This is a genomic window from Streptomyces sp. NPDC029044, from assembly GCF_040637495.1.
In the GTDB taxonomy this organism is placed as follows: domain Bacteria; phylum Actinomycetota; class Actinomycetes; order Streptomycetales; family Streptomycetaceae; genus Streptomyces.
Genome location: NZ_JBEZWN010000090.1, coordinates 1 through 24,695 on the forward strand (window position 1 = coordinate 1; position 24,695 = coordinate 24,695).

Annotated in this window: 21 protein-coding genes and 3 pseudogenes; 13 read left to right on the plus strand and 11 right to left on the minus strand. The window is 70.7% G+C overall.

Annotated features, from left to right (window positions below; translation table 11 throughout):
• Both AB0E85_RS36750 and AB0E85_RS36755 read right to left on the minus strand, forming a co-directional pair.
• A partial coding sequence (locus tag AB0E85_RS36750; protein ID WP_361936800.1) for an ATP-binding cassette domain-containing protein occupies positions 1–233 on the minus strand: 233 nt, incomplete at its 3' end.
• Positions 234–368: 135 nt separating this feature from the next.
• Entirely contained in the window at positions 369–740 is a 372-nt protein-coding gene (locus AB0E85_RS36755; RefSeq protein ID WP_361936802.1) for a hypothetical protein, read from the minus strand.
• 194 nt (positions 741–934) lie between these two features.
• Here AB0E85_RS36755 and AB0E85_RS36760 point away from each other — a divergent pair, with 194 nt between their 5' ends.
• The 4 genes from AB0E85_RS36760 (at position 935) to AB0E85_RS36775 (ending at position 2,934) form a co-directional block, all read left to right on the plus strand.
• Positions 935–1,348: a MerR family transcriptional regulator gene (locus AB0E85_RS36760; protein WP_361936804.1), complete on the plus strand. Its 414-nt coding sequence runs from the start codon at positions 935–937 to the stop codon at positions 1,346–1,348.
• A gap of 91 nt (positions 1,349–1,439) precedes the next feature.
• A complete protein-coding gene (locus tag AB0E85_RS36765; protein WP_361936806.1) occupies positions 1,440–2,207 on the plus strand; it encodes a methyltransferase domain-containing protein in 768 nt (255 codons plus the stop codon).
• 22 nt (positions 2,208–2,229) lie between these two features.
• Positions 2,230–2,370, plus strand: coding sequence for a hypothetical protein (locus tag AB0E85_RS36770; protein WP_361936808.1), 141 nt, complete (start codon positions 2,230–2,232; stop codon positions 2,368–2,370).
• Positions 2,371–2,457: 87 nt separating this feature from the next.
• Positions 2,458–2,934, plus strand: a complete 477-nt coding sequence (locus AB0E85_RS36775) for a tautomerase enzyme (protein WP_361936810.1) — start codon at positions 2,458–2,460, stop codon at positions 2,932–2,934.
• Positions 2,935–2,964: 30 nt separating this feature from the next.
• On the opposite strand, the gene AB0E85_RS36780 is transcribed toward AB0E85_RS36775, so the two are convergent.
• Complete coding sequence (locus AB0E85_RS36780) at positions 2,965–3,549, minus strand: TetR/AcrR family transcriptional regulator (RefSeq protein ID WP_361936812.1); 585 nt, start codon at positions 3,547–3,549, stop codon at positions 2,965–2,967.
• A gap of 105 nt (positions 3,550–3,654) precedes the next feature.
• Between AB0E85_RS36780 and AB0E85_RS36785 the strand changes: the two genes are divergently transcribed.
• From AB0E85_RS36785 to AB0E85_RS36815, 7 genes are all read left to right on the plus strand, one after another.
• A complete protein-coding gene (locus tag AB0E85_RS36785; protein ID WP_361936814.1) occupies positions 3,655–4,329 on the plus strand; it encodes a PaaI family thioesterase in 675 nt (224 codons plus the stop codon).
• A 61-nt stretch (positions 4,330–4,390) separates the two neighbouring features.
• Positions 4,391–5,494, plus strand: coding sequence for an AraC family transcriptional regulator (locus tag AB0E85_RS36790; RefSeq protein ID WP_361936816.1), 1,104 nt, complete (start codon positions 4,391–4,393; stop codon positions 5,492–5,494).
• Positions 5,491–7,014, plus strand: a complete 1,524-nt coding sequence (locus AB0E85_RS36795) for an NAD(P)/FAD-dependent oxidoreductase (protein ID WP_361936818.1) — start codon at positions 5,491–5,493, stop codon at positions 7,012–7,014. The genes AB0E85_RS36790 and AB0E85_RS36795 overlap by 4 nt, the downstream gene beginning before the upstream one ends.
• A 2-nt stretch (positions 7,015–7,016) precedes the next feature.
• Entirely contained in the window at positions 7,017–8,168 is a 1,152-nt protein-coding gene (locus AB0E85_RS36800) for a serine hydrolase domain-containing protein (RefSeq protein ID WP_361936820.1), read from the plus strand.
• Positions 8,169–8,226: 58 nt separating this feature from the next.
• Complete coding sequence (locus tag AB0E85_RS36805; RefSeq protein ID WP_361936822.1) at positions 8,227–8,550, plus strand: antibiotic biosynthesis monooxygenase family protein; 324 nt, start codon at positions 8,227–8,229, stop codon at positions 8,548–8,550.
• 74 nt (positions 8,551–8,624) lie between these two features.
• A complete protein-coding gene (locus tag AB0E85_RS36810) occupies positions 8,625–9,644 on the plus strand; it encodes an alcohol dehydrogenase catalytic domain-containing protein (protein ID WP_361936824.1) in 1,020 nt (339 codons plus the stop codon).
• Between the two features lie 339 nt (positions 9,645–9,983).
• Entirely contained in the window at positions 9,984–10,475 is a 492-nt protein-coding gene (locus AB0E85_RS36815; protein ID WP_361936826.1) for a DUF2975 domain-containing protein, read from the plus strand.
• Between the two features lie 69 nt (positions 10,476–10,544).
• Here AB0E85_RS36815 and AB0E85_RS36820 read toward each other — a convergent pair.
• From AB0E85_RS36820 to AB0E85_RS36850, 7 genes and pseudogenes are all read right to left on the minus strand, one after another.
• Positions 10,545–10,723: pseudogene (locus AB0E85_RS36820) on the minus strand (DsbA family protein); the annotation flags it as partial.
• A gap of 406 nt (positions 10,724–11,129) precedes the next feature.
• Positions 11,130–12,929, minus strand: a pseudogene (locus AB0E85_RS36825) (RICIN domain-containing protein); the annotation flags it as partial.
• A gap of 38 nt (positions 12,930–12,967) precedes the next feature.
• The gene (locus AB0E85_RS36830; RefSeq protein WP_361936828.1) at positions 12,968–15,124 is read right to left on the minus strand and encodes a beta-galactosidase; all 2,157 of its coding nucleotides are present in this window, start codon (positions 15,122–15,124) and stop codon (positions 12,968–12,970) included.
• Positions 15,125–15,170: 46 nt separating this feature from the next.
• A complete protein-coding gene (locus AB0E85_RS36835) occupies positions 15,171–16,106 on the minus strand; it encodes a carbohydrate ABC transporter permease (RefSeq protein ID WP_361936830.1) in 936 nt (311 codons plus the stop codon).
• Positions 16,103–16,927, minus strand: coding sequence for a sugar ABC transporter permease (locus AB0E85_RS36840; protein ID WP_361936840.1), 825 nt, complete (start codon positions 16,925–16,927; stop codon positions 16,103–16,105). Before AB0E85_RS36840 ends, AB0E85_RS36835 begins: the two co-directional genes overlap by 4 nt.
• 92 nt (positions 16,928–17,019) lie before the next feature.
• Positions 17,020–18,402 carry an extracellular solute-binding protein gene (locus AB0E85_RS36845; protein ID WP_361936832.1) on the minus strand — a complete coding sequence of 461 codons (1,383 nt, stop codon included), beginning with the start codon at positions 18,400–18,402 and terminating at the stop codon, positions 17,020–17,022.
• Between the two features lie 303 nt (positions 18,403–18,705).
• Positions 18,706–19,815 (minus strand): LacI family DNA-binding transcriptional regulator, encoded by a 1,110-nt coding sequence (locus AB0E85_RS36850; protein WP_361936834.1) that lies wholly within the window; start codon positions 19,813–19,815, stop codon positions 18,706–18,708.
• Positions 19,816–20,104: 289 nt separating this feature from the next.
• On the opposite strand from AB0E85_RS36850, the gene AB0E85_RS36855 reads away from it, so the two are divergent.
• On the plus strand, positions 20,105–21,451 hold the full coding sequence (locus AB0E85_RS36855) for a jacalin-like lectin (protein WP_361936836.1): 1,347 nt from the start codon (positions 20,105–20,107) through the stop codon (positions 21,449–21,451).
• Between the two features lie 718 nt (positions 21,452–22,169).
• Here AB0E85_RS36855 and AB0E85_RS36860 read toward each other — a convergent pair.
• Positions 22,170–22,457, minus strand: a pseudogene (locus AB0E85_RS36860) (hypothetical protein).
• Positions 22,458–22,787: 330 nt separating this feature from the next.
• Here AB0E85_RS36860 and AB0E85_RS36865 point away from each other — a divergent pair.
• Entirely contained in the window at positions 22,788–24,599 is a 1,812-nt protein-coding gene (locus AB0E85_RS36865) for a S8 family serine peptidase (RefSeq protein WP_361936838.1), read from the plus strand.
• Positions 24,600–24,695 lie beyond the last annotated feature (96 nt).

The window sequence follows — 24,695 nt, forward strand, 5'->3', positions numbered from 1 at the left end:
TGCGGGTCGGTGGTGAGGTCGTGTCCGCCGACCCGCAGCACGCCGGCGTCGGCGGTGATCAGAGTGGAGAGGATCTTGACGGCGGTGGTCTTGCCGGCGCCGTTCGGGCCGAGCAGGGAGAAGATCGTTCCCGCGGGCACATGGAGGTCGATGCCGTCCAGAACCAGCTTGTCCCCGAAGGACTTCCGCAGCCCCGTGGCCGCGATGGCGGGTGCGTGGGTCGTTGTCGTCATGCCGCGGAGTCTGCGGGGCACCGCGTTCAACGACCTTTCAACGCGGTTTCAGTCATCCTCGGCGGCGGGCGGCACGGTGCCTTCAGGTGACGCCCTCGCGAGCAGCGAGCGCCGTGGTGTTCGCCCCGCCGGACCTCACGCCGCCACGTCGCACACAGCCGCCGACCGGACGCCGTCGCTCATCCCCTTCTGCGGCGCACGCTGCGCGAACACGGAAAGACGCAGCACGAGATAGCGGCCGATCCCGACGAGTGCGGTGGCCGACAGGTACACCGTCTGCTCCAGTACGAGTCCGGCTCCGGGCCGGAACGCGGCAAGCGCGCCGACCGCGGCGGACGTGACCAGCCAGCCGACGAGCATGGTGACGGCGCTCTTCAGGTGACCGGGCAGACCGGGCCGGCCGTAGCCGAACGACACGCGGGCGTGCAGCTCGGTGGCGGCCACCGTGGAGGCGACGGTGGTCAGCACGTTCGCCGCCGGCCACGGGATCCAGTGCGAGAGCAGCACCAGGGTCGCCGAGGCCGCGAGGGTGACCCCGCAGCCCAGCCCGGCGAAGCGGAGGAAGGCCGCCGTGTGACGGCGGATCAGTCGTGGGCCGCCGATGGTGGGCCGCCGTGGCCTGCCAGGGTCTTCGGATCGACGGGTGAACTGTGCTGAATACTCGGTTCGTTACCATGGCGGTAAGCAAGGCCTTGACATTGATGTCAGAGTCAAACTTCTGCGCCGGGGGTCACATGTTCATCGGCGAGCTGTCGAGGCGCACGGGCGTCAGCACCAGGAGCCTGCGCTCCTACGGGCAGCAGGGGTTGCTGCGACCGCAGCGGCGAGCCAGTGGCTCCCGTGAGTTCGACGACTCCGACATGGCGGTCGTCCGCCGGGTGCGGATCCCGCTCGCGGCCGGGCTGAACACCGACCTGATCCGGGAAGTCCTGCCCTGCACGGCCGATGAGGGAGCCGTCCTGGCGCCCACCTGTGAGGAAACGGCACAGGACCTCAGACGTGAACGTGAGCGCTTGACCAGCTCCATCGAACAGCTCCGAGCCGCCCATGCCCTGCTCAGCTCGATCCTCCCCACGGGGGAAGCGACCACCGCCGGGGCCGGCCGCAACGGATAGGGAGGCACGTTCCACACCGGACACGTCCACATTCCGCCGGCCGTCATGTCGGCTCACGAAGTCCGATCCCGATCGTCGAGGGAGCCCGCCCATGCCCTCCACCCCGCACATCGCACTCGACTCGGCAGCACCGGCGGCCATCGACGGCCGCCACATCCGGGCCCTGACCTTCCAGTCCGTACGGATGGAGTACCTGCGGCGCCTGCTCGGGGAGCTGAGCCTCTCGGCGGCCGGCAGCCGGGCGCTCGTCGTCGGCAGCGGGCGCGGACTCCTCGCCTGCGGCCTCGCCCGTCTCGGCTTCGAGACCGTCGCCGCCGACCCGTCCCCCGCCGCGACGGCCCTCGCCCAGGACTCGGACGACGGGCTGGGCGTCACGTACCTGGCGACACCGGCGGAGGAACTCGACCTCGCGGACGGCTCCTTCGACCTCGTGTACTGCGCCGACACCCTTGAGATCACCGAACGGCCGGACGCGGTCCTGGCCGAGGCGGCACGCGTGCTGCGCCCCGGCGGAGCCCTCGCCTACGACACGGTGAACCGCACCCCCGTGTCCCGCCTCATCTACCTCGGCGCCTTCCAAGCCCTCCCGGCCACACGCATCATGCCGCGGGGCCGCTATGCCGCTCACCGGCTGCGCCGCCCGACGGAACTCGCCGCGTCCCTCGACCGGGCGGGGCTGTCCGCGAAGGACGTCTCGGCGTTCAAGCCGCGCGACGTACGCAGTCTGGTGAGGGCGACGCGCGGGCGCAGGCGTGGGACGCTGACCGATGATCAGCTTCCTGATCTCGTCGAGATGGTGCTGGAACCGGAGAGCAGGCCGGTCGTGACGTATCTCGGATACGCGGTACGCCGGGCGTGAGCCGCACCCCCGTCATACTCAGGTGACCGCATTCAGCAAGATCTACCGCACTCCGCTGCGGTCGATCTGTGCCGAGGGCAACCCGACCATCAGCCGGGCGGACGTGGCCGGCTTCAGCACCGGGCGGTGCACGGCAGTGGGTGGATCCACCGCAGCCCCGTGATCACCGACTGACACTCCGGCCGAGTATGACAGTCGTTATAGAAAGCGTGTACGCTGCCGCCCATAACGACTGTCATAGGAGGACGCCGTGACCATCATCACCGTGAACACGGCCCAGGGCCGCCTGAGCCTGGAGCAGCGGCGCGAGCTGGCCGCGACACTGACGGACGCCGTCCTGGTGCCCGAGGTGGGCCAGTTCGCTCCGGCCGCACGGCCCGGTTTCCAGGTGCACTTCGTCGAGCGCGAGCGGGACATGATGGCCATCGGCGGCCGGCTGCTGGCGGACGCCGACCCGGAACCCGACGTGATGGTGGTCGACCTCGCGGTCATGGACGCCGCCTGGCAGCCGGAGGTCCGGGCCGAGGTCATCGAGCGCGTGCTGGCCGCACTGGCGGCGGCATGCGGGCTGGAGAAGCCCGCGCCGGGCTGGTGGGTCAACTTCCGGGTGATCGACGAGGGCAGCTGGGGCTCGTCCGGCGGTGTGCTGTCGATCCTGCCGCTGCTTCAGAGCGGGGTGTTCACGGAGGAGCGGGTCAAGGCGGTCCGTGCCGCGCTGGGCGCCTGAAGCCGGGCCGTGGAAACGCGAGCCGGGGTGTCAGTCCTCGACCGCGGCAAGGATGAGCGCCCGCAACTGCTCTGCGGTGCGGTCCAGGGGCTCGGTACTGCGCTTGGCACGGCACATGGCCACGGTTCCCTCGACGGCCGCGACGATGAGCGTCGCCAACTGCGCCGCCCGCTCCGGCTCGACGCCGTGCTCACGCAGGGAGTCGGCGAGCAGCCCCTCCCACGTGGTGAAGACGTCGGCGGCCGCCGCGAGGGCGGCGGACGTCTGGCCGACCGCCGGTTCCTCGATGGAGACCGCGAGGACGGGGCAGCCGGCCCGGAAATCGCTGTCGACGACGATCTTGCGCCACAGGGCGAGGAAGGCCTGTAGTCCGGCGACCGGACCGGCCTGCAGTTCCTTGCGCAGGCTGCGCGCGGTCCACTCGCCGGTGTAGCGCACAGCCTCGGTGACCAACTGCTGCTTGCCCTCGGGGAAGTAGTGGTACGTCGACCCCAGCGGCGCCCTGGCGTGCTTGGCCGTCTCGCGAATGCTCGTCGCGTTCAGGCCACGGCGACTGATCATGTCCGCCGCACCGGCCACGATCCGCTCACGCGCTGACGTACTGGACTCGGCCACTTGGACGTTCCCTCCGGCCCCTCGGCTATGACGATTGTCATAGTCTACGCCATCGACTCTCGACACGGCTCAACAGTGAGCTCGCCCCTGACCCGGAGAAGCCCGATGCACATCCCCCACACCGAACCGCCCACAGCAGTGGAAGCCGAGCGCCTGGAGCAGCAGCAGGCGGCCATCACCCGCCTGGGGCACGAGCTGCGCACCCTGGTGGAGGCCACCGTCCGCACCGCCGCCTCGCCCGGCACACTCCACCGCGTGGCGGACGGCGTCCGTCATGTCACCGGCCAGCTGACCGGTCGGCGGCGAGCACGAACGGAGATCCCCGAAGTGGACGGGTTCCCCGGGGGCCCGCGGATGTACAGCCCCGTTGTCGGAACGGGCAGCCTGCTCGCCCCACCCGTGCGCATCACGCCCACCGACGACGGCCCGGTCGGCCACTGCGTGCTGGGATTCGCACATGAAGGCCCTCCCGGCTACGGCCACGGCGGCATGAGCGCCATGCTCCTGGACGAACTCATGGGGCAGGCCTGCATGGCCGCCGGAACGCCCGGCTTGACCGCCTCTCTCCAGATGCGCTACCACCGGCCCGTCCCGCTGGAGACGCCACTGCGCATCCTCGGACGCGTCACCGGCACGGACCAGCGCAAGGTCTTCGCGGCCGGGTCGATCACCACCGAGGCGGACCCTTCCACGGAGCTGGTCACAGCGGACGCCGTGTTCATCACGCCCGGCCCCGCCCGTGCCCGAGCACTGTTCCCCAGCCTCCAGGGCGAGGCGTGACAACGCACTCAGCGCGGGAGGGCCGTTCGGGCGACTCCGGCCCGGACGGAACGGTTGACGCATGCAGATGGAGATCAGGGCCGCTGCGATCCGCGGCATCGATCGTCTGATCGACGACCTGGGTGGTGACGGGGCTGCGTTGCTGTCCGAGTTCGGTGTTGCGCCTTCCGATCTGGACTCCGAGCACGGGCTGCTGCCGACGGTGACGGCGGGGCGGATCCTGCGCACCGCCACGAAGAGGCTCGACTGCCCGGATCTCGGGCTGCGCCTGGCGGCGTACCAGGACATGTCCATGCTCGGCCCGCTGGCTCTGGCGGTAGGCAACTGCGACACCGTCGGAGAGGGGCTGGACTGTGCCTCGCGCTTCCTGCACGTGCACAACCAGGGCATTCGGCTGTCGCGCACACAGGACCCCGAACACTATGCGGGCGTGGGCGCCGTCGAATACCGGATGCTGCATCCGGACATCCCTTACGAGCCGCAGACGATCGACGCGGGCCTGGGGCTGCTGCACCGCAATCTCCTCACCATGAGCGGCGGATACGAGTTGCTGGGCGTCTACCTGCCCCATCCGCCGCTGACCGACGAGTCGGTGTACACCGGCTTCTTCGGCGCGCCGGTCCGCTTCGACACCGGGCGCGCCCTCCTGCGGGTGCCCACGAGGCTCTTCACAAAGCCGACGCCGACGCCGGTCGACCCCGTACTCCGGCACATGGTCGTGGAGTACCTGGAGGCCCACTACACCGATCCGTACGAGAGCGTCGTGACCACCGTGCGGTCGGCGGTCAACCGCGCCCTGGGCACGGTCCCGGCGCGGATCGACCTGATCGCGGAGTGGCTGCACATGCACCCGCGCACCTTGCAGCGCCGGCTGGCGCGGGAGGGCACCTCGTTCCAGGCGATCGTGGATGACGTGCGCAAGAACGCGGCGCACCGGCTGCTGACGGGGACCGACATGCCGTTCTCCCGGATCGCGTCGCTGGTGGAGCTGGCCGGACAGGCGGCCCTCACTCGTGCGGCGCGCCGCTGGTTCGGCCGGACCCCGACACAGGTGCGCCGGGACGCCGAGTTCGCTTCGACCGCCTTGCGTGTCGCGCAGGGTCAAATTCCTGTCGCCCAGGGCAAAGCGGCGTCTTCGGGGCGCTTCCATACTCGGGTGCCATGACCAGTTCCCCCCGCCCCGCCTCGCTGCCCGGTCATGTCGACGTCCTGATCGTCGGCGCCGGCATCTCCGGTATCGACGCCGCGTTCCGGGTGCAGTCGCAGTGTCCCGACCGGTCGTACGCCGTGCTGGAGGCCCGCGCATCCCTGGGCGGGACGTGGGATCTGTTCCGGTATCCGGGAGTCCGTGCCGACTCCGACATCTACACGCTCAGTTTTCCCTTCCAGCCCTGGACCGGCGAGAATTCCATGGCCGACGGGGACGAGATCCTCGACTACCTGCGGCGCACGGTGGAACGGTTCGGCATCGACCGCCACATCCACAGCGCCACGAAGGTGGTCGCGGCCAACTGGTCGGGCGACAACGCCCGATGGAGGGTGACCGTCGAGCAGCTCGGAGGTGAGGACGGGCCGCGGCGGTCCACCGTGACCTGCTCGTTCCTCTACCTGTGCACCGGCTACTACGACTACGAGCGCGGGCACGAACCGGAGTTCCCCGGCATCGAATCCTTCGCCGGGACGGTGGTACGTCCTCAGTTCTGGCCCGAGGGCCTCGATCACTCGGACAAGCGTGTCGTCGTGATCGGCAGCGGCGCGACCGCGATCACCATCGTGCCCTCGATGGCCCGCGACGCGGCCAAGGTGACCATGCTCCAGCGCTCGCCGACCTGGATCAGTGCTCTGCCGCGGCGCGACCGGTTCGCCGCCCGCGTCCGGCGGCGGCTGCCCGCCGGACTGGCGCACCGGGTCATCAGGGCGCGCAACGCCGCCTACTCCAACGGCTTCTACCACTACTGCCGGTGCTTCCCGGACCGCGCGCGGACGCTGCTGACCAGGGCCGCCGCGCGACGGATCGGCGAGAAGGCGGTTCGTGAACACTTCACGCCGTCGTACGCGCCGTGGGACCAGAGGGTGTGCATCACGGCCGACGCCGACCTGTTCAAGGCGATCAAGCGCGAGGAGGTCGAGGTGGTCACCGATCACATAGACGGCTTCGTCGCCGAGGGTGTGCGGCTGCGGTCGGGCAGGGTGCTGCCGGCCGACATCGTGGTGACGGCGACCGGGCTGCGCATGCTGGCGTTGGGCCACATCGCGGTGAGCGTCGACGGGGAGCCGGTCGAGCCATCGCGTCACCTGCTGTGGCGGGGCACCATGCTCAGCGACGTGCCGAACTTCGCGCTCTGCTTCGGTTACGTCAACCTGTCCTGGACGATGCGGGCGGATCTCACGGCGCGGCTGGTGTGCCGCGTCCTCAACCACATGCGCCGCGGGGACCTCGCCGCGGTCACCCCGCCCGCGGAGCCCGGCGTCCGGGAGCAGCCCATGATCGAGCTGGCGTCCGGCTATGTCCAGCGGGGCGTCCAGAGCTTTCCGCGGCAGGGTCATCGCACCCCGTGGCGTATCCATCAGACCTACCTGCTGGACACCCTCGACATCGCACGCGCGAGCCTCGGCCGCGAGTTGCAGGGCGTGCCCAGAGCGTCGGTGCGGCCGGCCGGTGACGACACCCGGTCGGGAGGTTGACCATGGCGGATCTGGGCGGGGTGTGCGACGAGCGTTTCGCGGAAGTGGCCGCGCGGCTGTCCGAGAACCTGGACTCGGGCGACGAACTGGGCGCCTCGGTCGCGGTCATGGTCGACGGCGAGACGGTGGTCGATCTGTGGGGCGGATGGGCCGACCAGGGCCGTTCGGTGCCGTGGCGGCGCGACACGATCACCAACGTCTGGTCGTGCACGAAGACGGTCACCTCCCTGGCCGCGTTGCTGCTGGTCGAGCGTGGACTGCTCGATGTCGACGCCCCGGTGGCCCGCTACTGGCCGGACTTCGCCGCACGCGGCAAGGAGGGCGTGCTGGTCCGGCACGTGCTGTCGCACACGTCGGGCGTCTCGGGGTGGGAGCAGCCGGTGACCGTCGCGGACGTCTGCGACGTGCTGGCGGCGACGGCCCGTCTGGCAGCGCAAGCACCGTGGTGGCGGCCGGGCACGGCGTCCGGCTACCACCTGCTGACCTACGGGCATCTGGTGGGCGAGCTGGTCCGGCGGATCGACGGGCGCACGCTGGGCCGGTTCGTCGCCGAGGAGATCGCCGGTCCGCTGGGGGCCGACTTCCACATCGGTCTGCCGGACGCAGAGTTCGGCAGGGTCGCCGATGTCGTACCACCGCCGTACCGGTCGAGTGATCTCGCCGGGACCGACCCGGACGGTGTGGCCGTGAGGACGTTCGCGGGCCCTTCGGGTGGTGCCGAGGAGGCGTGGCGTGCCGGGTGGCGTCGCGCCGAGATCGGCGCGGCGAACGGCCACGGCAACGCCCGGTCGCTCGCGAGGATCCACTCCGTCATCGCCTGTGGCGGGACGCTGGACGGCCTGCGGCTGCTGTCGCCGCGGACCATCGACCTGATTTTCCGTCAGCCGACGGACGGACCGGACCTCGTGCTCGGGACGCACCTGCGCTTCGGCGTCGGGTTCGGCCTGCCGTCCTCGGCGGTGCCGTATCTCCCGGCGGGACGCATCTGTTTCTGGACCGGGTGGGGCGGATCGGTGGTCGTGATCGACACCGAACGCCGGGCCGCGATCTCGTACGTCATGAACCGCATGGGAACCGGGCTGCTCGGCAGCGACCGTACGACCGCGTACGTCCGGGCCGCCTTCGCCGGGCTGCGAGGCAACCAGCCGCTGTGACCAGCGGCCCGCACGTCCGACATGCTTATAACGAGTGTTATAGAGAGAGGTGTACCCCATGGCAGAGCCGGTGATCCTGGTGGCGACGATGGTCGCGAAGCCGGGTCAGGAAGAGCTGATCGAGAGGACATTGGCGGCGGCGCTGCCCACGGTGCACGCCGAACCCGGGTGCCTGCTCTACGCACTGCACCGCAAGGCGGGCACGACCGGCGAGTTCGTCATGATCGAGAAGTGGGCCTCACAGGAGGCGCTGGGTGCGCACATGAAGGGCGCCGCCATGCGCGAGATCGGCATCGCCCTGGCACAGGCCCTGGCCGGGCCTGCGGACATGGTCTTGCTGGACGCCCTGCCCGTCGGCGACCGGGTCGCCGGCACCGTCTGACCGACCACGGGACCGGGCCGGCCGGTGACACCGGCCGGCGCGGCCGGAGACCCACGCAACCGAGGAGTTTTCCCATGAAGAGCCTGATGTTCGTCGCGCCCGGGCAGCTGCGCTTCGACGAGGTCGACGCCCCCACCCCCGTCGACGGCACGGACGCGCTCGTGCGTCCTCTCGCTGCGACGACGTGCGATCTCGACCACCATGTCATCGACGACAAGACGCCGTTCTCCGGGTTCGGACCGTTCCCCATCGGCCACGAGTGCGTGGGCACGGTCGTCGAGGCAGGTCCCGGCTGCACGGACGTCGCGGTGGGTGACGTCGTCGGCGTGGCGTGGCACATCGCGTGCGGCACCTGCGCCCAGTGCGAGCTCGGACACACCGCCCGCTGTCTCCGCCACGGCGACGCCCAGTACGGCCTGCCGGTGAACGGGGCATGGGGCGGGACGTTCGACGAACTCGTCCGCGTTCCCTACGCGGACTTCAACCTCGTCAAGCTGCCCACCGGGGTCGACCCCGTTCACCTGGCCTCGATCGGTGACAACCTCGCCCTCGGCTGGGAGACGGTGATGCCGACCGTCGCCGGGATCGCCGACCCGAGGATCGCGGTCTTCGGCGGAACCGGCTCCATCGGCCTGTACTGCGTCGACGTCGCGGTCCACTGCGCCGGCGCCCGTACCGTCTACTACGACGACGACCCGGTCCGGATGAAGGTCGCCGAGCAGCTCGGTGCCGAGGTCCACGACGTCCACGGCAAACGGGAGAAGGACTTCCACCTCGCCGTGGACGCCAGCTGCAACCCCGAACGGCTGCGCAAGGCGCTGCTGTCGGTCGTACCCGAGGGACATGTCAACAGCGTCGGCATCTACTTCGACGACGTTCAGCTCCCCCTGCTCGCGCTGTACCAGCGAGGAGTCCACTTCCACAACGGGAAGGGCCACGCGCGGCCGAACATGACGCCGACCCTGGAAGCGGTGGCCGCGGGCACGCTCCACCCCGAGCTGGTCACCAGCGGCATCCACGGCTGGCACGAGATCCCCGACGTGCTGACGTCCGGTCGCGCCGGCCACAAGCCGGTGTTCGTCCTGGAGAAGTGAGGAGAGCCCGAGAAGTGAGGAAAGCCCCGGCCGGACGGGGGAATCACGGCCGGGGCGGTCCGGTGGTGGGCGCGGATGGCGGTCGCCTCGCGGCGAGGGGCTCCACAGGGCTTCAGCCGAACGATCGTCCCTGTGGGCGAATGGTGAGGCCCGGGGACACTGTCCCATCCGCACCCACGGCTTGTTCAACGGGCAACCAGCTCTTGTTGTTCCGCACCTCCCCGGCACCGGCAGTGATCCGCACCACTCCCCCGAGGCATCCGACACCACGGCTCAACACTTTGCCTCGCTTATCGAAATTCGATAGATTCCCATCGTAACTCGATGGGAGGATGGGGCATGGGCAAGCTGACTCTGTGCGCGCTGCGCTCTGTGCTGATGGTGCTGCTCGTCGGCACCGTGCTCGTACAGGCACTGATGCTGTGGACGCTGATCAGCGGGAACGACCCGGAGGACGGGTCGCTCCCGCTGACGCCGCTGCGCGTGATCACGATCCTGGGCCTGATGTCGGCCCAGGTCGTACTGGTCTGCGTTTGGCGGCTGGTGACGATGGTGCGACGCCGAACCGTGTTCTCCGCCGCCGCCTTCGGCTACGTGGACGCCGTGATCGGCGCGATCGTGGCGGCTGCCCTCGTATGGTTCGCGGTCACGATCCTCAACGCGCCGGGCCAGCGGGCGGATCCGGGCGTCACCGTCATCATGGGCGGCATCGGCCTTGCCGTCCTGGGCGTCGCGCTCATCGTCCTCGTGTTGCGGATGCTGCTCGCCCAGGCCGTCGCCCGTGACGTCGAAGCGTCGCAGATGCAGGCCGAATTGAACGAGGTGATCTGACGACCCGCGCGGACGACGGCCGGTTGCACGAGAAGGGCCTCACATGTTCATCGCGTCGCGGGCGAGCGCGGCGGCGACCACGGCGTCCGCGTCCAGTCCGGACTCCTCGGCCACCTTCCGGCAGGTCGCCGGATCGGAAAGGCTGAGGCCGTCGACGTAGAAGGCCCGCTGGAGGGCGGTGACCGACTCGGCCGCACGCGCGGGCGCGACCTCGCGCAGGCGGCGACGCCGCGCGCGGCCGCCTCCGCGGGTCCGCCACAAGCCGAGGGTCAAGGGGTCGCCGAACATGTGACGGCATGCGGGGTGAGACGAGCGGTCGGCTCACCCCGCACGGGATCATCGGACGGTCGCCGCATCCCAGATCAGCGGGGCCTCGTCGAAGACCACGGCGACCTTGAACGCGGTGCCGCGGGCGAATGTCTTCGGCAGGGTCACCGTGCCCTTGAGGTCCTGGTCGAAGGAGACCGGACCTAGATCGACGGCCTTCCCGCGCGATGTCAGCGCGTACGCCCGGCCCGTCGTGTTCGCATGCTGGTCCGCGCCGCCCGGGTGGGACACCGTGGCGTCCAGCCGCACGGTCCGGCCGACGCGCGCAGCCGAGATCAGCCCCGGGGTGTGCCGGACCCGCGTCAGCTCGGCGCGGGCCGGGGCCTGCTGGACCAGCCGCCACTCCTGCGAGCCGTCGCCGGACGCGTTCTGGAGCGTCAGCGCGGCGCCCTGGGACGCTCCCGTCAGATACACGCCCGTGTTCTTGACCGCCTGGAACTTGTAGAAGCCGTCGGCGGTCCTGATCATGTTCCAGCTGCCCGTGGGGCTGTTGTCGACCCACTGCCCGATCTTCTGGCCTGTCGTCGCGCTGCCCGTCCAGATGGCCGCCGCGCGGCCTCCCGACTTGTTCAGCAGGGTGACGCCACCCTGCGGCTCGGTCACCACGTGCCAGAACTGGGTGTCCCCGTTCGCCGCCGCCCCCGCGTTCTCCAGGACGACGTCCGGCACGTCGGCGTTGCCGATGTTCGCGTCGTTGGTCTTGCCGCCGGTGCCGATCACCTGGCCGGTCTTCCGGTTGACGAGCTGGTAGTAGGCGCCGTCCGAACGGCCGAGGTCGACCTCGGCGAAAGCTATCTGCGAGGTCCCCTGGTTGTTGAGCACGGAGATGCGGCCGGTGCCCGCGACGTACTGAAGGTTGCGGCTGTAGCCGGCCCGCGAGGTCGTCTGGTACTCCTTCCACACGCCGTCGCTGCGGCCGCTCTCGTTGACCCAGACGTTGCCGCTTCCGGCGGCGTTGTAGACGAGGCGCCCGTCGGGCAGCCGGATGATCACGGGGCTGCCGCCGGTGGCGAGGGGCCGGGAGCCGGCGTCGACCTTCAGTGCGGTGATGGCGTTGCCGGACGAGCCCCGGAAGAACTTCAGCGGGTCGTCGGCGATGGCGTACTTCACGTTGGCCCCGCCGCCCCAGTCCTCGTAGGTGAGCAGCCACTTGCCGTCCGTCGTCGGCACCACGTTGGTCATGCCCGGCCGCCCGCCGCCGATCTCGGTCTTCCCGCCGCCCATGTCCACCGGGCGGCCCGCGACGTCGACGACGGGGTCGCTCCACTGCGCGCTGCGGCCGTCCCAGGTGCGGTGGAGGAGGAGCTGGCCGTGGGAGTCGGTGGCGGTGTCGTTCGACGGGTCGCGCTTCGGGACCCCGGTGACCGGGTCGAAACCGGTGAAGTCGCTCTCGTCCGAGTAGTAGCAGACCAGCTTGCCCTGGTGGACCATCAGGTAGGGCTCCCAGACGGGATCGACCTGCTGGTACCGGTTCGCGGCCGCGATGTTCCGACCGACCGCGCCCGCACTGCCGCCCTGCCAGCCGCCCGTCGTGACGACGTTGACGACCTTCCAGCTGCGGCCCTCGTCCGTGCTGGAGTACAGGGCGATCGCCAGGTTGCTGCGGTCCCCGTCGTTGGACGGCGTCCAGTTCGGATCGGCCGCCTTGTGCTCCTTGTAGTAGTAGTCGTCCCCGGAGACCACGCTGGCCAGGAGCAGCGTGCCCGCTCTCAGGGGGCCGACGTCCTGCGGGAGCACATAGAGATAGGGGTTCGTCCAATTGCTGGTGTACTTGGCATACCGCGGGTCGGCGGAGAGGTAGGCCGGCGCCTTGACCTGGGACAGAGCCTGCCAGGAGGTGCCGTGGTCGTCGCTCTTGTACACGGGCAGGGTCTCGCCGTCGGCGCTTCCGGTCCGCGGTACGACGGTGGCCTTCTCGAACGAGGCGACCAGGCGCCCGCTCGGCAGTTGCGCCGACTTGGGGTAGACGGCGCAGTTGCCGCGTCCCTTGAGGCACGGCTCGTCGCCGAGCTGGTACATGATCCCGCCGGTGGGGTTGTACGCCTGCGCGCCGGCGGCGGGCACCGCCAGCAGGGCGGATGCCGCGGCGAAGGTGCCCAGCGCCCTGCGGGTCCTGCTTCTGGTCATGGCCCCTCCTCGAAGACGACCACGGGTGCGGCTGTCGTTCATCGGTCCTGTGCCTCCTGTGCGTCGGGTGCTGCGACGAAGACGCGTACGTCCCACGCGCCGAGTTCGACCGGCTCCCCGGCAGGTGTCACGTCGCCGTTCAGGGCGTCGGACAGCCGTGCCGGTGCCGTGCAACGGGCGGGCTCCCAGGACCAGTTGTGGACCACATGGACGTGTCGGCCGTCGGGGGACGTGCCGGTGGTCGCGGTGACGGACGCCGGAAGGTCGCGCCAGCCGCTGCGCGGCTCGGGGGCGAGCCAGGCGGCCAGCGCCCGGGCGAGGGCGCGGCCGGGCACCGTCCCCACGCAGGTGATGCGGCCGGACCCGTGCGGGCGGGTGGTGACGGCGGGCCAGCGTCCGAAGTGCGGGTGGTCGTACTCGACGACGACCTCGGCGCCGGCGACGGTCAGCCCGTCGGCCCAGCGGGTGGCCGTCGCGTCGCCCGGCAGGTCCAGGGGTCCGCCGGACACCGACCGGACCGGCACCTCGGTCCTCAGGTTGCTGAACTCGTCGTAGTGAACGCCGGCGGCCTCGGCCAGGCGTCCCGGCGCCGGCTCGTGACGGGCCCGGGCCTCGTGGTCGGCGTAGCCCGTGCGGGGGCCGAGGACCAGGTGCCCGCCCGCCTGCGCGTAGGCGGCGAGCCAGTCGAGCGTCTCGTCGTGGGCCATGTACAGCGCGGGGACGACCAGAACCGGGTGACGGTGTACGGCTTCCCCGGGGGACACTCCCCCGCTCTCGCCCGTCGGGTCGTGCAACTGCCGCGCGTGGACGATGCGGACCTGGCGGCCGGCGTCGAAGGCACCGCGGTAGAAGGGGTCGAGGATGCGGTGGTAGGCGGCCGGGTCCGGCTCGCCGTCGGGCTTGGCCAGCGGAGGGTACTTCTGCATCAGCCACTTGCTGGGCGTGGAGTAGACGACGGTGATGTCGGCGTCCGGTTCTAGTCCGGCGACCAGTTCCCCGGCCCGCTCGAACTCGGCGCCCAGCCGGGCGAGTTCGCCGTAGGTGCGGCCGGGCTGCCCGGTGTGCGGCAGGATGCCGCCCCAGTAGGTCTCCGCGCCGAAGTGCAGGGTGTGCCAGTGCCAGTACTCGATCATGCGTGCGCCGCGTGACACGAGTGCCCAGGCGGCCTGCCGCCACTGGCCGTCGTAGCCGGGGTGGTTGTTCCAGGGCTCCCCGATGGAGCCGGCGTTGGTCTCGGTGACCAGGAACGGGGCCTGGCGGGAGGAGAACATCCAGTCGGCGGTCTGGTACAGCGCCCACACGCCGGTGGTCTTCCACTTCTGCTCGTGGCCGTCGGGCGTGGGGTCGGGCAGCAGCAGGCCGTCCTGCATGTCGTAGTAGGGGTTGCCGGAGGCGATGTCGAGGCGGTCGGTCAGCTCGTCGTCCTCGACGGCGGGGCGGGTGTAGGAGATACAGGTGGTGACGAAGTGCTCAGGCCGGGCGTACTCGCGCACGATGTCGGCCTGCCAGCCGATGAACTCGGTGACCTGCCGGGCCTGGAACTCCCGCCAGGCGACGTCGTACTGCGGCTGGGCGTTGCCGTCGGGCGTCCACAGGTCAGCCCAGGTCGACAGGCGGTGGGACCAGTAGACCAGCCCCCACTCGCGGTTGAGGGTCTCGACGTCGCCGTACCTCTCCCGCAGGTGGTCGACGAAGCGCTGGAAGACACCGTGGTTGTGGAAGAGTTCCAGGCCTGGTTCGTTGTCGACCTGCCAGCCGATGAGGGCGGGGTGGCCGGCGTGGCGGGCGGCGATGGCGCGGATGATCCGCTCGGCGTGGAAGCGGAAGGCGGGGTGGGTGAAGTCCACCTCCTGGCGGGCTCCCCAGCCGATGCGCTCACCGGTGCGGCGCTCGCCGGTGATCTCCGGGTACTGCCGTGCCAGCCACGGCGGCACCGCGTAGGTCGGGGTGCCGAGGACGACGGAGATCCCGCGCTCGTGGGCACCGTCGAGGACGGGCTGGAGCCAGTCGAGCTCGAAGCGGCCGTTCGACGGCTCCCACGTCGACCACACGGACTCACCGACCCGGATGACACTGATGTGGGCCTCGGCCATGAGGTCGAGGTCGGTCTTCAGACGATCGGCGGGGCGGTCGTAGGGCTGGTACTCGTGGTAGTACGCGGCACCGAACAGGACGCGGGCGGGAAGGTCCGCCATGGGGACAACCTCCGTGGAGAAGGGGTGGGTTAGAGGGCCGCGCGTCCTACTGCTTGACGCTGCCGGTGGCCAGACCGCTCTGCCAGTAGCGCTGTAGCAGCAGGAAGGCCACGACGAGCGGGACGATCGAGATCAGGGAACCCGTCACCACCAGGGCGATCATGTCGCTGCTCACCCCGGCGCCGCCGTTCTGGGCCTGCTCGGCCCAGGAGGACAGGCCGACCGTGATCGGGTACAGGTTCGGGTCGTTGAGCATGATCAGCGGCAGGAAGTAGTTGTTCCAGGTGGCGACCAGGGTGAACAGGAGCACGGTCACCAGGCCGGGGGCCAGCAGCCGCAGCACGATCCGGAAGAAGATCATCGCCTCGCCCGCGCCGTCGATGCGGGCGGCTTCCAGCAGGCTGTCCGGGACGGCGTCGGCGGCGTAGACCCGCATGAGGTAGAGGCCGAAGGGGTTGACGAGCGAGGGCAGGATGACGGCCCAGGGCGTGTTGACCAGGCCCACCTCGGCGAAGAGCAGATAGGTCGGGATCGCCAGCGCGGTGGTCGGCACCATGACGGCGCCCAGCACCAGGTTGAAGGCGAGCCGGTCGCCGCGGAAGCGGAACTTGGCGAAGCCGTAGCCGCCCGCCGCCGCGAGGAGGGCCGCGCCGATCGCGCTGACCCCCGCGTACACGACGGTGTTCACCAGCCAGCGCACGAAGACCCCGTCGCTCTGGGTGAACGTGTCCTCGATGTTCGTCAGCAGCCGCGGGCTGTGCGAGAACCACAGACCGAAACTGTCGAACAGGTCCTGGGCGCTCTTGGTGGAGGCGATGACGAGCCAGAACAGCGGCAGCAGGAAGTAGGCGAGGGCCGCGAGCATGGCGATCGTCAGGGGGGTGCTGCGGCGGGCTCGTGACCTGCGGTGCGGCTGACGGGGCCGGACGTGCGCCCGGCGCGCGGCGGGGGTGGCGGGCGCCGGGGGCGTGGTCGTGGTCACGGGGTCCTCCTGCGGTTCGCGGTGAGCAGGACGCCGTAGGAGGCGATCACGATGAGGAGGCCGAGGAGGAAGGAGACCGTGGCCGCGTAGTTGACCTGCTGGCCGGTGAAGGCGAGGGAGTAGGCGTAGAGGTTGGCGGTGTAGGAGCTGCTGATGACGTCCGGGGCGATCTTCATGAGCAGGTTGGGCTCGTTGAAGAGCTGGAAGCTGCCGATCACGGAGAACAGCAGGGTCAGCAGCAGGGCGGGCTTCAGCGCGGGCAGTTTGATGGAGCGGGCGATGCGCCAGGCGCCCGCCCCGTCCATCGCGGCGGCCTCGTACAGCTCGTGCGGGATGGTACGCAGGGCCGCGTACAGGATGATCATGTTGTAGCCGACGAACTCCCAGGTGACGACGTTCGCCAGGCTGCCGAGCATCCAGCCCTCGCTGAGGAAGTTCGGTACCGGGACGCCCAGTTCGCGTCCCAGCTGGGCGAACGGACCGAAGTCCGGCCCGTACAGATAGCCCCACATCAGGGCGGCGACCACGCTCGGGACGGCGTACGGCACGAAGATGCCGAGGCGGATCACCCGGGCGAGGCGCAGCAGCCCGCTGTCGAGGGCGAGGGCGAACAGCAGGGCCAGCAGCAGCATCAGCGGGACCTGGAGGACGAAGAACAGGGCGACCCGGCCGACACCGGCGAGGAGTTGGGGGTCCTTCAGGGCGGTGACGTAGTTGTCCAGCCCCACGAAGACCGTGCCGCCGATGAGGCGTTCCTGGAAGAGGCTCAGGTAGGCGGCGTAGCCGAGGGGTGCGAGGAAGAGGAGGAGGAACAGGACCATGAAGGGGGCGATGAACGCCGGGCCGGCGGGGCGGTGGCGTGGACCCGCCCGCTGGGGCCTGCGGGCTGGGGGTGCGGTGGTGGCGGTCATGGTCATGTTCCCTTGACGGTGAAGCCCTGCTTCTTGGCGTACGTGGTCAGGCGGGTCTGCCAGGTGCCGAGCGCCGCGGCCGTGTCGGTCCGGTCGGCGAGGGACTTGCCGACGGTTTCGGTCCAGTCGGTGGCCGCCTGGTCGAGGAACGGCGGCCACTGGAAGGCGTCGTCGACGGTGTCGCCGATGGAGGCGAACAGCTCGTTGACCTTCTGGCCGCCGTAGAAGGACGGGGCGTCGCCGGTGAACGACGGGTCGGTGAGCAGGGCCTTGGTGGCGGGGAAGAAGGACTGCCGGGTGGCGAACATCTTCGCGCTGGCGGGGTCGCTGTTGAGGAACTGGGCGAACTGGGCCGCCGCCACGGGGTTCTTGGTCGAGCGGATGGCCGCGGTGGTCGAGCCGCCCCAGTTGCCGGAGGCGGGCTTGGCCGCGTCCCACTGCGGGAGCGGGGCGGCCCGCCACTTGCCCGCGGTGGACTTGGCCGAGCCGGCGAGGAAGGCCGGTCCCCAGGCGGCGGTGAGCCAGGTGGCGTACTTGCCCTTGTTGAAGCCGGCGTACCAGCCGTCGGTGAAGTCCGGGTCGGTGCTGATGACGCCCTCCCGGGCGAGGCCACCCCAGTAGGTGCCGAGCTTCTCGGAGACGGCGTCGTCGACGCTGATGGCGATGTCGCTCTTGCCGGACAGTCCGTACGGCTTGCCGCCCGCCTGCCAGAGCAGTCCGTGCCAGGCGGCGGCCTCGTTGGCGGCGAGGTTGGTGAGGTAGACGTCCGGGTCGGCCTTGTGCAGTTTGCGCGCCGCCTCGGCGAACTCGTCCCAGGTCTTGGGGACTTGGATGCCGTGCTTGTCGAAGATGTCCTTGCGGTACAGCATGCCCATCGGGCCGGTGTCCTGGGGGATCGCCCACACCTCGCCGTCCGGGCCGCTGACCTGCCCCCACGTCCAGTCGACGAACTCGCCCTTCAGCGCGGAGGCTCCGTACGGGCGCAGGTCGAGCAGGCTGTCGGTGATCGTGAAGGTCGGGATCGCCTGGTATTCGATCTGTGCCAGGTCCGGTGCGCCGGTGCCGGCCTTGAGGGCGGTCCTGAGCTTCGTGTAGTGCTTGACGCCCTGACCGGCGTTCACGACGTTGACCTTGATCGCGGGGTACTTCTTCTCGAAGAGGGCGACCTCGTGCTGGATGTCCGGGACCCAGGTCCAGAAGGTCAGCTCGGTCGGCGTCTTCATCGCCTTGTCGATGTCGGCCTTGCCGACCGGCTTGGCGGAGGAACCGTTTCCGCCGCCGTCACCGCCGCACGCGGACAGGGCCGCGCCGAGGGAGACCGCGCCGGTGGCGGTGAGGAAGAGGCGGCGGCTCATGAGGGGCGAGGGAAGAGATGATCTGGGCATGTTGGACTCCCGCCGGAGCGATGGAGGGGACGGAAACGATGGGGTGCCACCGGCAGCGGAGCGCCGGAGGCGGTGAGCGCCGAAGGGCGGAGGAGCGCCGACGGCGGAGAAGGGGGAGCGGTCCTGTACCGCGGGAACCGCTCATGCGCAGGACGTCCCTTGCGCGGGGGCGGGGACGGAGGTGACGTGGGGCCTCGCAGGTACTGCGGGGGTCCGAGGAGTCGACGGACGCGGGCCGGCCGATGCCGCTGCGTCGCGTCCGGTTCACGGTTCCGGGGCGGTCACCGCCCGGTGGGGCGGGTGTCAGACGGCGGGGGGTGAGTGGGCCTCGCCGTCCGGGTTCGGAGATGCCGGCCGCATCTCGACGGGGGTTCTGCGGGAGGCCGGCGGCGCGGTGGAGGCACGGACGACGAGTTCGACGGGCTGGCTCCGTGGCGCCAGCGGTTCGGCCGCCGGATTCTCGATGGCGTGGACGAGCAGGCGCAGGCCCTCGCGGGCGACGCCGTCGAACGGCTGCCGAACCGTCGTCAGGGGTGGGAGGACGTAGGCGGCCAGCGGGATGTCGTCGAAGCCGACCACGCTGACATCCTCGGGCACCCGCAGCCCGGCCTCCGTCAGGAAGCGGATGAGTCCGACGGCCATGTCGTCGTTGGCCGCGAAGACCGCCGTCAGGTCGTTCCTGGCGGCCAGTTCGCGGCCCGCCTCGTAGCCGGACGCAGCCGACCAGTCGCCCTCGACGACCGCCGGCTGTTCGCGGTCGTGCGCGGTGAGCGCCGCGCGCCAGCCCGCCTGCCGGTCGCGCGCGGCGAACCACTTGCGCGGCCCGGCGAGGTGATGCACCGTTCGGTGTCCCAGGTCCAGCAGATGCTCCGTGGCGGCGCGGGCCAGCTCCTCGGAGTCCACACCCACTGCGATGGCCGAGGCCGGGGTACCGGCTCCCGCCGGGGCGCCGAGGACGAGCACAGGGACCTCGGACGCCAGCGGTACGGCGCCCTCGTCGATCGGCTCGGACACGACGATGCCGTCGACGCCCCGCTCCAGCAGCGACTGCACGGCGCCGCCGACGTCTCCTGGGTCGCCTTCGAGCGTGTTGACCACGCTCAGCGCGTACCCGGCGTCCCGGGCGGCCCGCTCGACACCGATGAGCAGGGACGCGGGGCCGTACAGGGCTGTCCCCAGTGCCACCACGCCGATGGTCCGGGTCCGCCCCGAGGCCAGCGCCCGTGCCGCGCTGTTCAGCCGGTAGCCGAGCTGCTCGGCGGCTTCCGACACGCGGCGGCGCACGTCCTCCGAGACGTAGCGCTCGCCGTTGAGGACCCGGGACACCGTCTTCTGGGAGACACCCGCCAACTGCGCCACGTCGACGCTTCGTGGTGCGGCGGGCGTCTTGCCGCGCCCTGTTCCTCGCGTCATGGGGGTCTCCTGGTGTGCGGTGGCTCGGATCCGGGTGCGGCGGCGGTAGGTGGCGTGCTCGGTATGACTGCGCCGTCATGACTGCGCAGACATATCAGCGCAGCCGGACGCGCCCCGTCAAGACATCGCGCAGCATCGCTTCGGACCCGACACGGATCACAGCCTCCCGCGACCCTGGTCCGGACCCGTCGGTCAAGATTCGGTCTCGCTTGCGCAAGCCGGTGACGGCAGGCTGTTACCACCGGTAAGTTCCGGCCCCCCACCCCCCGTTGTCAGGAGTTCCGGTTCCATGCGCCGACTTCTAGCCTCCATCGTGGTGGCGTCAGCCTCGATCGGCGGGTTCGTCACGAACACGTCCCCCGCCGCTGCCGCCGACCCCGTGTCCGGATCCTTCAGCGTGCTCGCCTACAACGTCGCGGGCCTGCCGGAGAGCATCTCCTCGGCACCCACTCCGCGCGAACCCGCCACCACGGAGATCGGCCGGCGGATCGCGCCGTACGACGTGGTCAACGTCCAGGAGGACTTCAACTACCACGCGTTTCTCTACGCCGGGGACACCGCGCACGCCCACCGCACCCCCACCAGCGGCGGTGCGGGTATCGGCAGCGGCCTCAACACCCTGTCGAAGCTCCCGTACGACACCGACGACTTCGAGCGGGTGCGCTGGAAGTCCTGTCAGTTCGACTCCGGTGACTGCCTCACGCCCAAGGGATTCACGTTCAGCCGGCAGCGCCTCGCCGAGGGGGTGTACGTGGACTTCTACAACCTGCACACCAACGCCGGCACGAACCCCGGCGACCTGGCCGCGCGGGCGGACAACCTCAACCAGCTGACGGCCTTCATCAGGACCCACTCGGCCGGGAACGCCGTCGTCGTCATGGGCGACACCAACACGCGCTACACACGCTCCGGGGACACCATCGCCGAGTTCGCCGCCGCGAACGGTCTCACCGACCCCTGGGTCCAGCTCGTCCGCGGTGGCACGCCGCCCGCCAAGGGCAGCGACGCCCTGGTCTGCGACCAGACCGGCCCTACCGTGCCCAACACCTGCGAGGTCGTGGACAAGGTCCTGTACCGGGGCAGCAAGCTCGTATCGCTCAACGCCACCTCTTACAACAACGAGCACTCCAGGTTCCTCACCGATGACGGGCTCATGCTGTCCGACCACGACCCGATCAAGGTGGACCTCTCCTGGTCGCGTGCTGCGGACTTTCAGCTCAGCGAACAGTTCGGCGGACCCCACGGCGCCTACTACACCGACATCGACGCCGTGCCGGCGGGCGCGCGTCCGGTCAGCCTCTCGCTGCGCAGCGGCACCCGCGTCGACGGCGTCGGCCTGACATTCGGCAACGGCGAGGTCGTCAGCCACGGCGGGACCGGCGGCACGGCGTCGTCCCTGAACCTGGGCAGCGGGGAGTACCTCGGTTCCGTCCAGTTGTGCCGGGGCCAGAAGGACAGCCGGACGCGGATCTTCTCCGCCCGGTTCACCACCAACCTCGGCAGGAGCCTGTCCGGCGGAACCACCACGTCCGACTGTGTCACGCGCACCGCGCCGTCCGGGTGGCAGATCGCCGGGTTCCACGGCCGGGCCGGTGACGAGGTCGACAAGCTGGGCTTCATCTACACGAAGCGCTGACGCGCTCCCCTGCCGGCTGCCGCGCGCACCGGCCCGCGCCCGGCGGCGACGGCCCTCTCACCGGCTGTCGCCGCCGGGTGGCGGGAGGTCCCGGCCGGTGGGGGGAGTCGATCGGCCGGGCGGCCCCGGCCGGTGAGGGGAGTCGATCGGCCGGGCGGCCCCGGCCGAGGGCGGCCCATGGCGAAGCCGGGCGGTGGTTCGGCACTCGTCGCGCGGTCGCCCCCCAGACGTGAGACCAGTACGCGCAGTGGCGGAAACGGCCTCACCTGCCTCGGTCTGCACCGCCGGAGTCCCGCATCAGCCGCACCCTGTGACCGCATCTGCCGTCAGCCGACCGCCGTGGCGGATCCGGCCAGTGGCCGGACCCGCATCCGGGCCACCCGACAGCCACGGGCCCACAGCGCGCAGCCGCAAGCACCGTTCGACGGCCTCCGGCCTGCACTGCCACAGCCCCCGTCGGCCCGCGCGCTCGACGACAGCCGCCGTCGGCCGATCGGCTGGCGATGCCGGCCCTTACGGCAGCCCCGGCCAGCACCCCGAGCCGACCGAAGGCGCGGCCCCGCTCCACCTGGCAGCCCCGTCACCGCGGCGGATCCGGCCGGTGGCCCAGGGCCGGCGTCCGGTCGCCCCGCCACACGCCCCACGGCCCGGCGCTCGCAGGCGCGGGGACGGCCTGGCCCCCGGCGGCGCAGCACCGTCAGAGCCCCGTGCCGGCCGATCACCGCGACGGCGGCCCGGGCGCTGTCAGGGGAGCCGGGGGCAGCATGTCCCGCGCTGCGTGGCTGAGGACGCGGAGGTTCTCGGCGAACCGGTCCCGGTCCTCAACAGGGAGGGGGCAAGGAAGTAGCGCTTGATGCGTGAGATGGCTGATGCCGCACTCCGCCTACAGCGCCCGGCCCAGGATGTACTCCAGCCGGCTCGCGGCCCCTTGCAGCCGGCCGAAGGCCAGCACCAGGGCGTCGTTCGCCGCGTCCCCCGACGTCGAGATCTCCGCCTGCTCGTTCACAGCCCTGGCACCCCACTGCTCCTCCGTACACACCCTCCCGATCATGCCGCACCTTCGCCGGACGTCACCTGCCGACGCCGGTGCGCGATCGCAGCACCGGCCTCGGTCGCCTCCCGCAGCGGCACCGGCCGCGTCCCCGGTGCCGGGCGGAACGTCGTGCCCCTGGTGTCCGTGATCAATCCGGAGCGGAGTCAACTACTTCCCTGCGCGCGGTTATTGATCCCCCGCCGACTCTTCCCTTGTCATGCCCTCATCTGAGATCTTGCGTCGACCCATTCAGCCCACGGCCCGGTCGGCGCCACCCTTTGCCCCGGGCTCCCGGAGGATGCTGTGACAACCCCCCGCATATCCCGGCGCCGTCTCAGACGGCCCCTGCTGTCCGTCGCCGCTGTCGGAGCGGCCCTCGCGCTCGCCACGCCCGCCGGCGCGGCCGACGTGGACACCGGCCTTCCGCCGGGCCCTGCCGCGGCCCGCGCCGCCACGCCCGCGCAGAGCGCAGCCGGATGGGCCGCCGGCACCCGCTCCTACCTCGTCATCACCGCGCCCGGTGACACCTCGGCCGTACGCAACGCCGTCACGGCGAACGGCGGTTCGGTCTTCGCGCACTACGACGCCATCGGTGTGGTGGTCGCGCACTCCACCAGCGGCGGCTTCGCCACCGCGATGCGCTCCGTCGCGGGTGTACAGAAGGTCGGCGCGACCCGCACCTCGGACGTCCCCGCGGACGCCTACTCCCCCACCCTGCCGGGTGCGCCCACGCAGTCGTCCACCACGCTGACCGAGACGGCGCGGTGGGACATGACCAGGATCAACGCCGACAAGGCCTGGGCCGTCAGCACCGGCTCGCCGGCCGTCACGGTGGGTGTTCTCGACACCGGCGTGGACGAACGGCACCAGGACATCGCGCCCAACTTCGACGCGGCGGACTCCGTCTCCTGCGCGTACGGCAAGGCCGACACCCGCACCGGCGCCTGGCGTGACGTCGGCACCCACGGCACGCACGTGGCGGGCACCGTCGCCGCCGCGAAGAACGGCAAGGGAGTGGTCGGCGTCGCGCCCGGCGTGAAGATCGCCTCCGTGCGCATCGCCGAGCCGAGCACCAGCATGTTCTTCGCCGAGAACACCATCTGCGGGTTCATGTGGGCCGGTGACCGCGGCTTCGACGTCACGAACAACAGCTATTACACGGACCCGTGGATGTTCAACTGCCCCGACGACCCCGACCAGGCGGCCATCATCGAGGGTGTGCGCCGGGCCCAGGAGTACGCGGAGGGCAAGGGCTCGCTCCAGGTCGCCGCGGCGGGCAACTCCAACTACGACCTGGCGAACAAGCGCACAGACTCGGAGAGTCCGAACGACTCCACCCCGGTCAACCGCACCATCACCAACGCCTGCATCGACATCCCGACGGAGCTGCCCGGCGTCGTCACCGTCGCGGCGATGGGCAACGGGAACATCAAGGCGTCCTACTCCAACTTCGGCCGGGACGTCATCGACGTGGCGGCCCCGGGCGGCGACGGAGCCTACGGCGTCTACTCCACGCTCCCCGGCGGCAAGTACGGGAACAAGAACGGCACGTCGATGGCGTCACCCCATGTGGCCGGTGTCGCCGCGCTGCTGAAGAGTGCCGACCCGGCCGCCACTCCCGCTGATCTCCGCGCCCGGCTGGGCAGCCAGGCCACGGACACGGCCTGCCCGTCCGACAGCCGCTGCACGGGCACCACGGCGAAGAACGCCTTCTTCGGGGAGGGTCAGGTCGACGCGCTGAAGGCCGTCGGTGGCACCGGGCCGCAGCCCGGCCGGTACTTCGAGAACACCACCGACGTCACCGTCGCCGACAACGCCACGGTCGAGTCTCCGATCACCGTGACCGGTGTGACGGGCAACGCCCCGGCCGCGCTGAAGGTCGGCGTGGACGTCAAGCACACGTACCGCGGCGACCTGGTCCTGTCCCTCGTCGCCCCTGACGGAACGGTCTATTCCCTGGAGGACTTCGCCGACGGCGACAGCGCGGACGACGTGGTCAAGACGTACACCGTCGACGCCTCGTCGGAGACCGCGTCCGGCACGTGGAAACTGCGCATCCGTGACATCGCCGCGCAGGACACCGGGCGGATCAACGCCTGGAACCTCACCTTCTAGACCTTCTAGCAGCTGAGTCCCGAGGGAGCGTACGCGCTCGCGGCCGGGCGGCGTGCCCCCCCGGCCGCGACGCCGACCGCGTTCATATCGGAATAT

Coding starts and splice junctions, on each gene's coding strand:
- AB0E85_RS36760 (WP_361936804.1), top strand. CDS start 935: ATGTCAGAGTCAAACTTCTGCGCCGGGGGTCACATGTTCATCGGCGAG.
- AB0E85_RS36765 (WP_361936806.1), top strand. CDS start 1,440: ATGCCCTCCACCCCGCACATCGCACTCGACTCGGCAGCACCGGCGGCC.
- AB0E85_RS36785 (WP_361936814.1), top strand. CDS start 3,655: ATGCACATCCCCCACACCGAACCGCCCACAGCAGTGGAAGCCGAGCGC.
- AB0E85_RS36790 (WP_361936816.1), top strand. CDS start 4,391: ATGCAGATGGAGATCAGGGCCGCTGCGATCCGCGGCATCGATCGTCTG.
- AB0E85_RS36795 (WP_361936818.1), top strand. CDS start 5,491: ATGACCAGTTCCCCCCGCCCCGCCTCGCTGCCCGGTCATGTCGACGTC.
- AB0E85_RS36800 (WP_361936820.1), top strand. CDS start 7,017: ATGGCGGATCTGGGCGGGGTGTGCGACGAGCGTTTCGCGGAAGTGGCC.
- AB0E85_RS36805 (WP_361936822.1), top strand. CDS start 8,227: ATGGCAGAGCCGGTGATCCTGGTGGCGACGATGGTCGCGAAGCCGGGT.
- AB0E85_RS36810 (WP_361936824.1), top strand. CDS start 8,625: ATGAAGAGCCTGATGTTCGTCGCGCCCGGGCAGCTGCGCTTCGACGAG.
- AB0E85_RS36815 (WP_361936826.1), top strand. CDS start 9,984: ATGGGCAAGCTGACTCTGTGCGCGCTGCGCTCTGTGCTGATGGTGCTG.
- AB0E85_RS36830 (WP_361936828.1), bottom strand. CDS start 15,124: ATGGCGGACCTTCCCGCCCGCGTCCTGTTCGGTGCCGCGTACTACCAC.
- AB0E85_RS36840 (WP_361936840.1), bottom strand. CDS start 16,927: ATGGTCCTGTTCCTCCTCCTCTTCCTCGCACCCCTCGGCTACGCCGCC.
- AB0E85_RS36845 (WP_361936832.1), bottom strand. CDS start 18,402: ATGCCCAGATCATCTCTTCCCTCGCCCCTCATGAGCCGCCGCCTCTTC.
- AB0E85_RS36850 (WP_361936834.1), bottom strand. CDS start 19,815: ATGACGCGAGGAACAGGGCGCGGCAAGACGCCCGCCGCACCACGAAGC.
- AB0E85_RS36855 (WP_361936836.1), top strand. CDS start 20,105: ATGCGCCGACTTCTAGCCTCCATCGTGGTGGCGTCAGCCTCGATCGGC.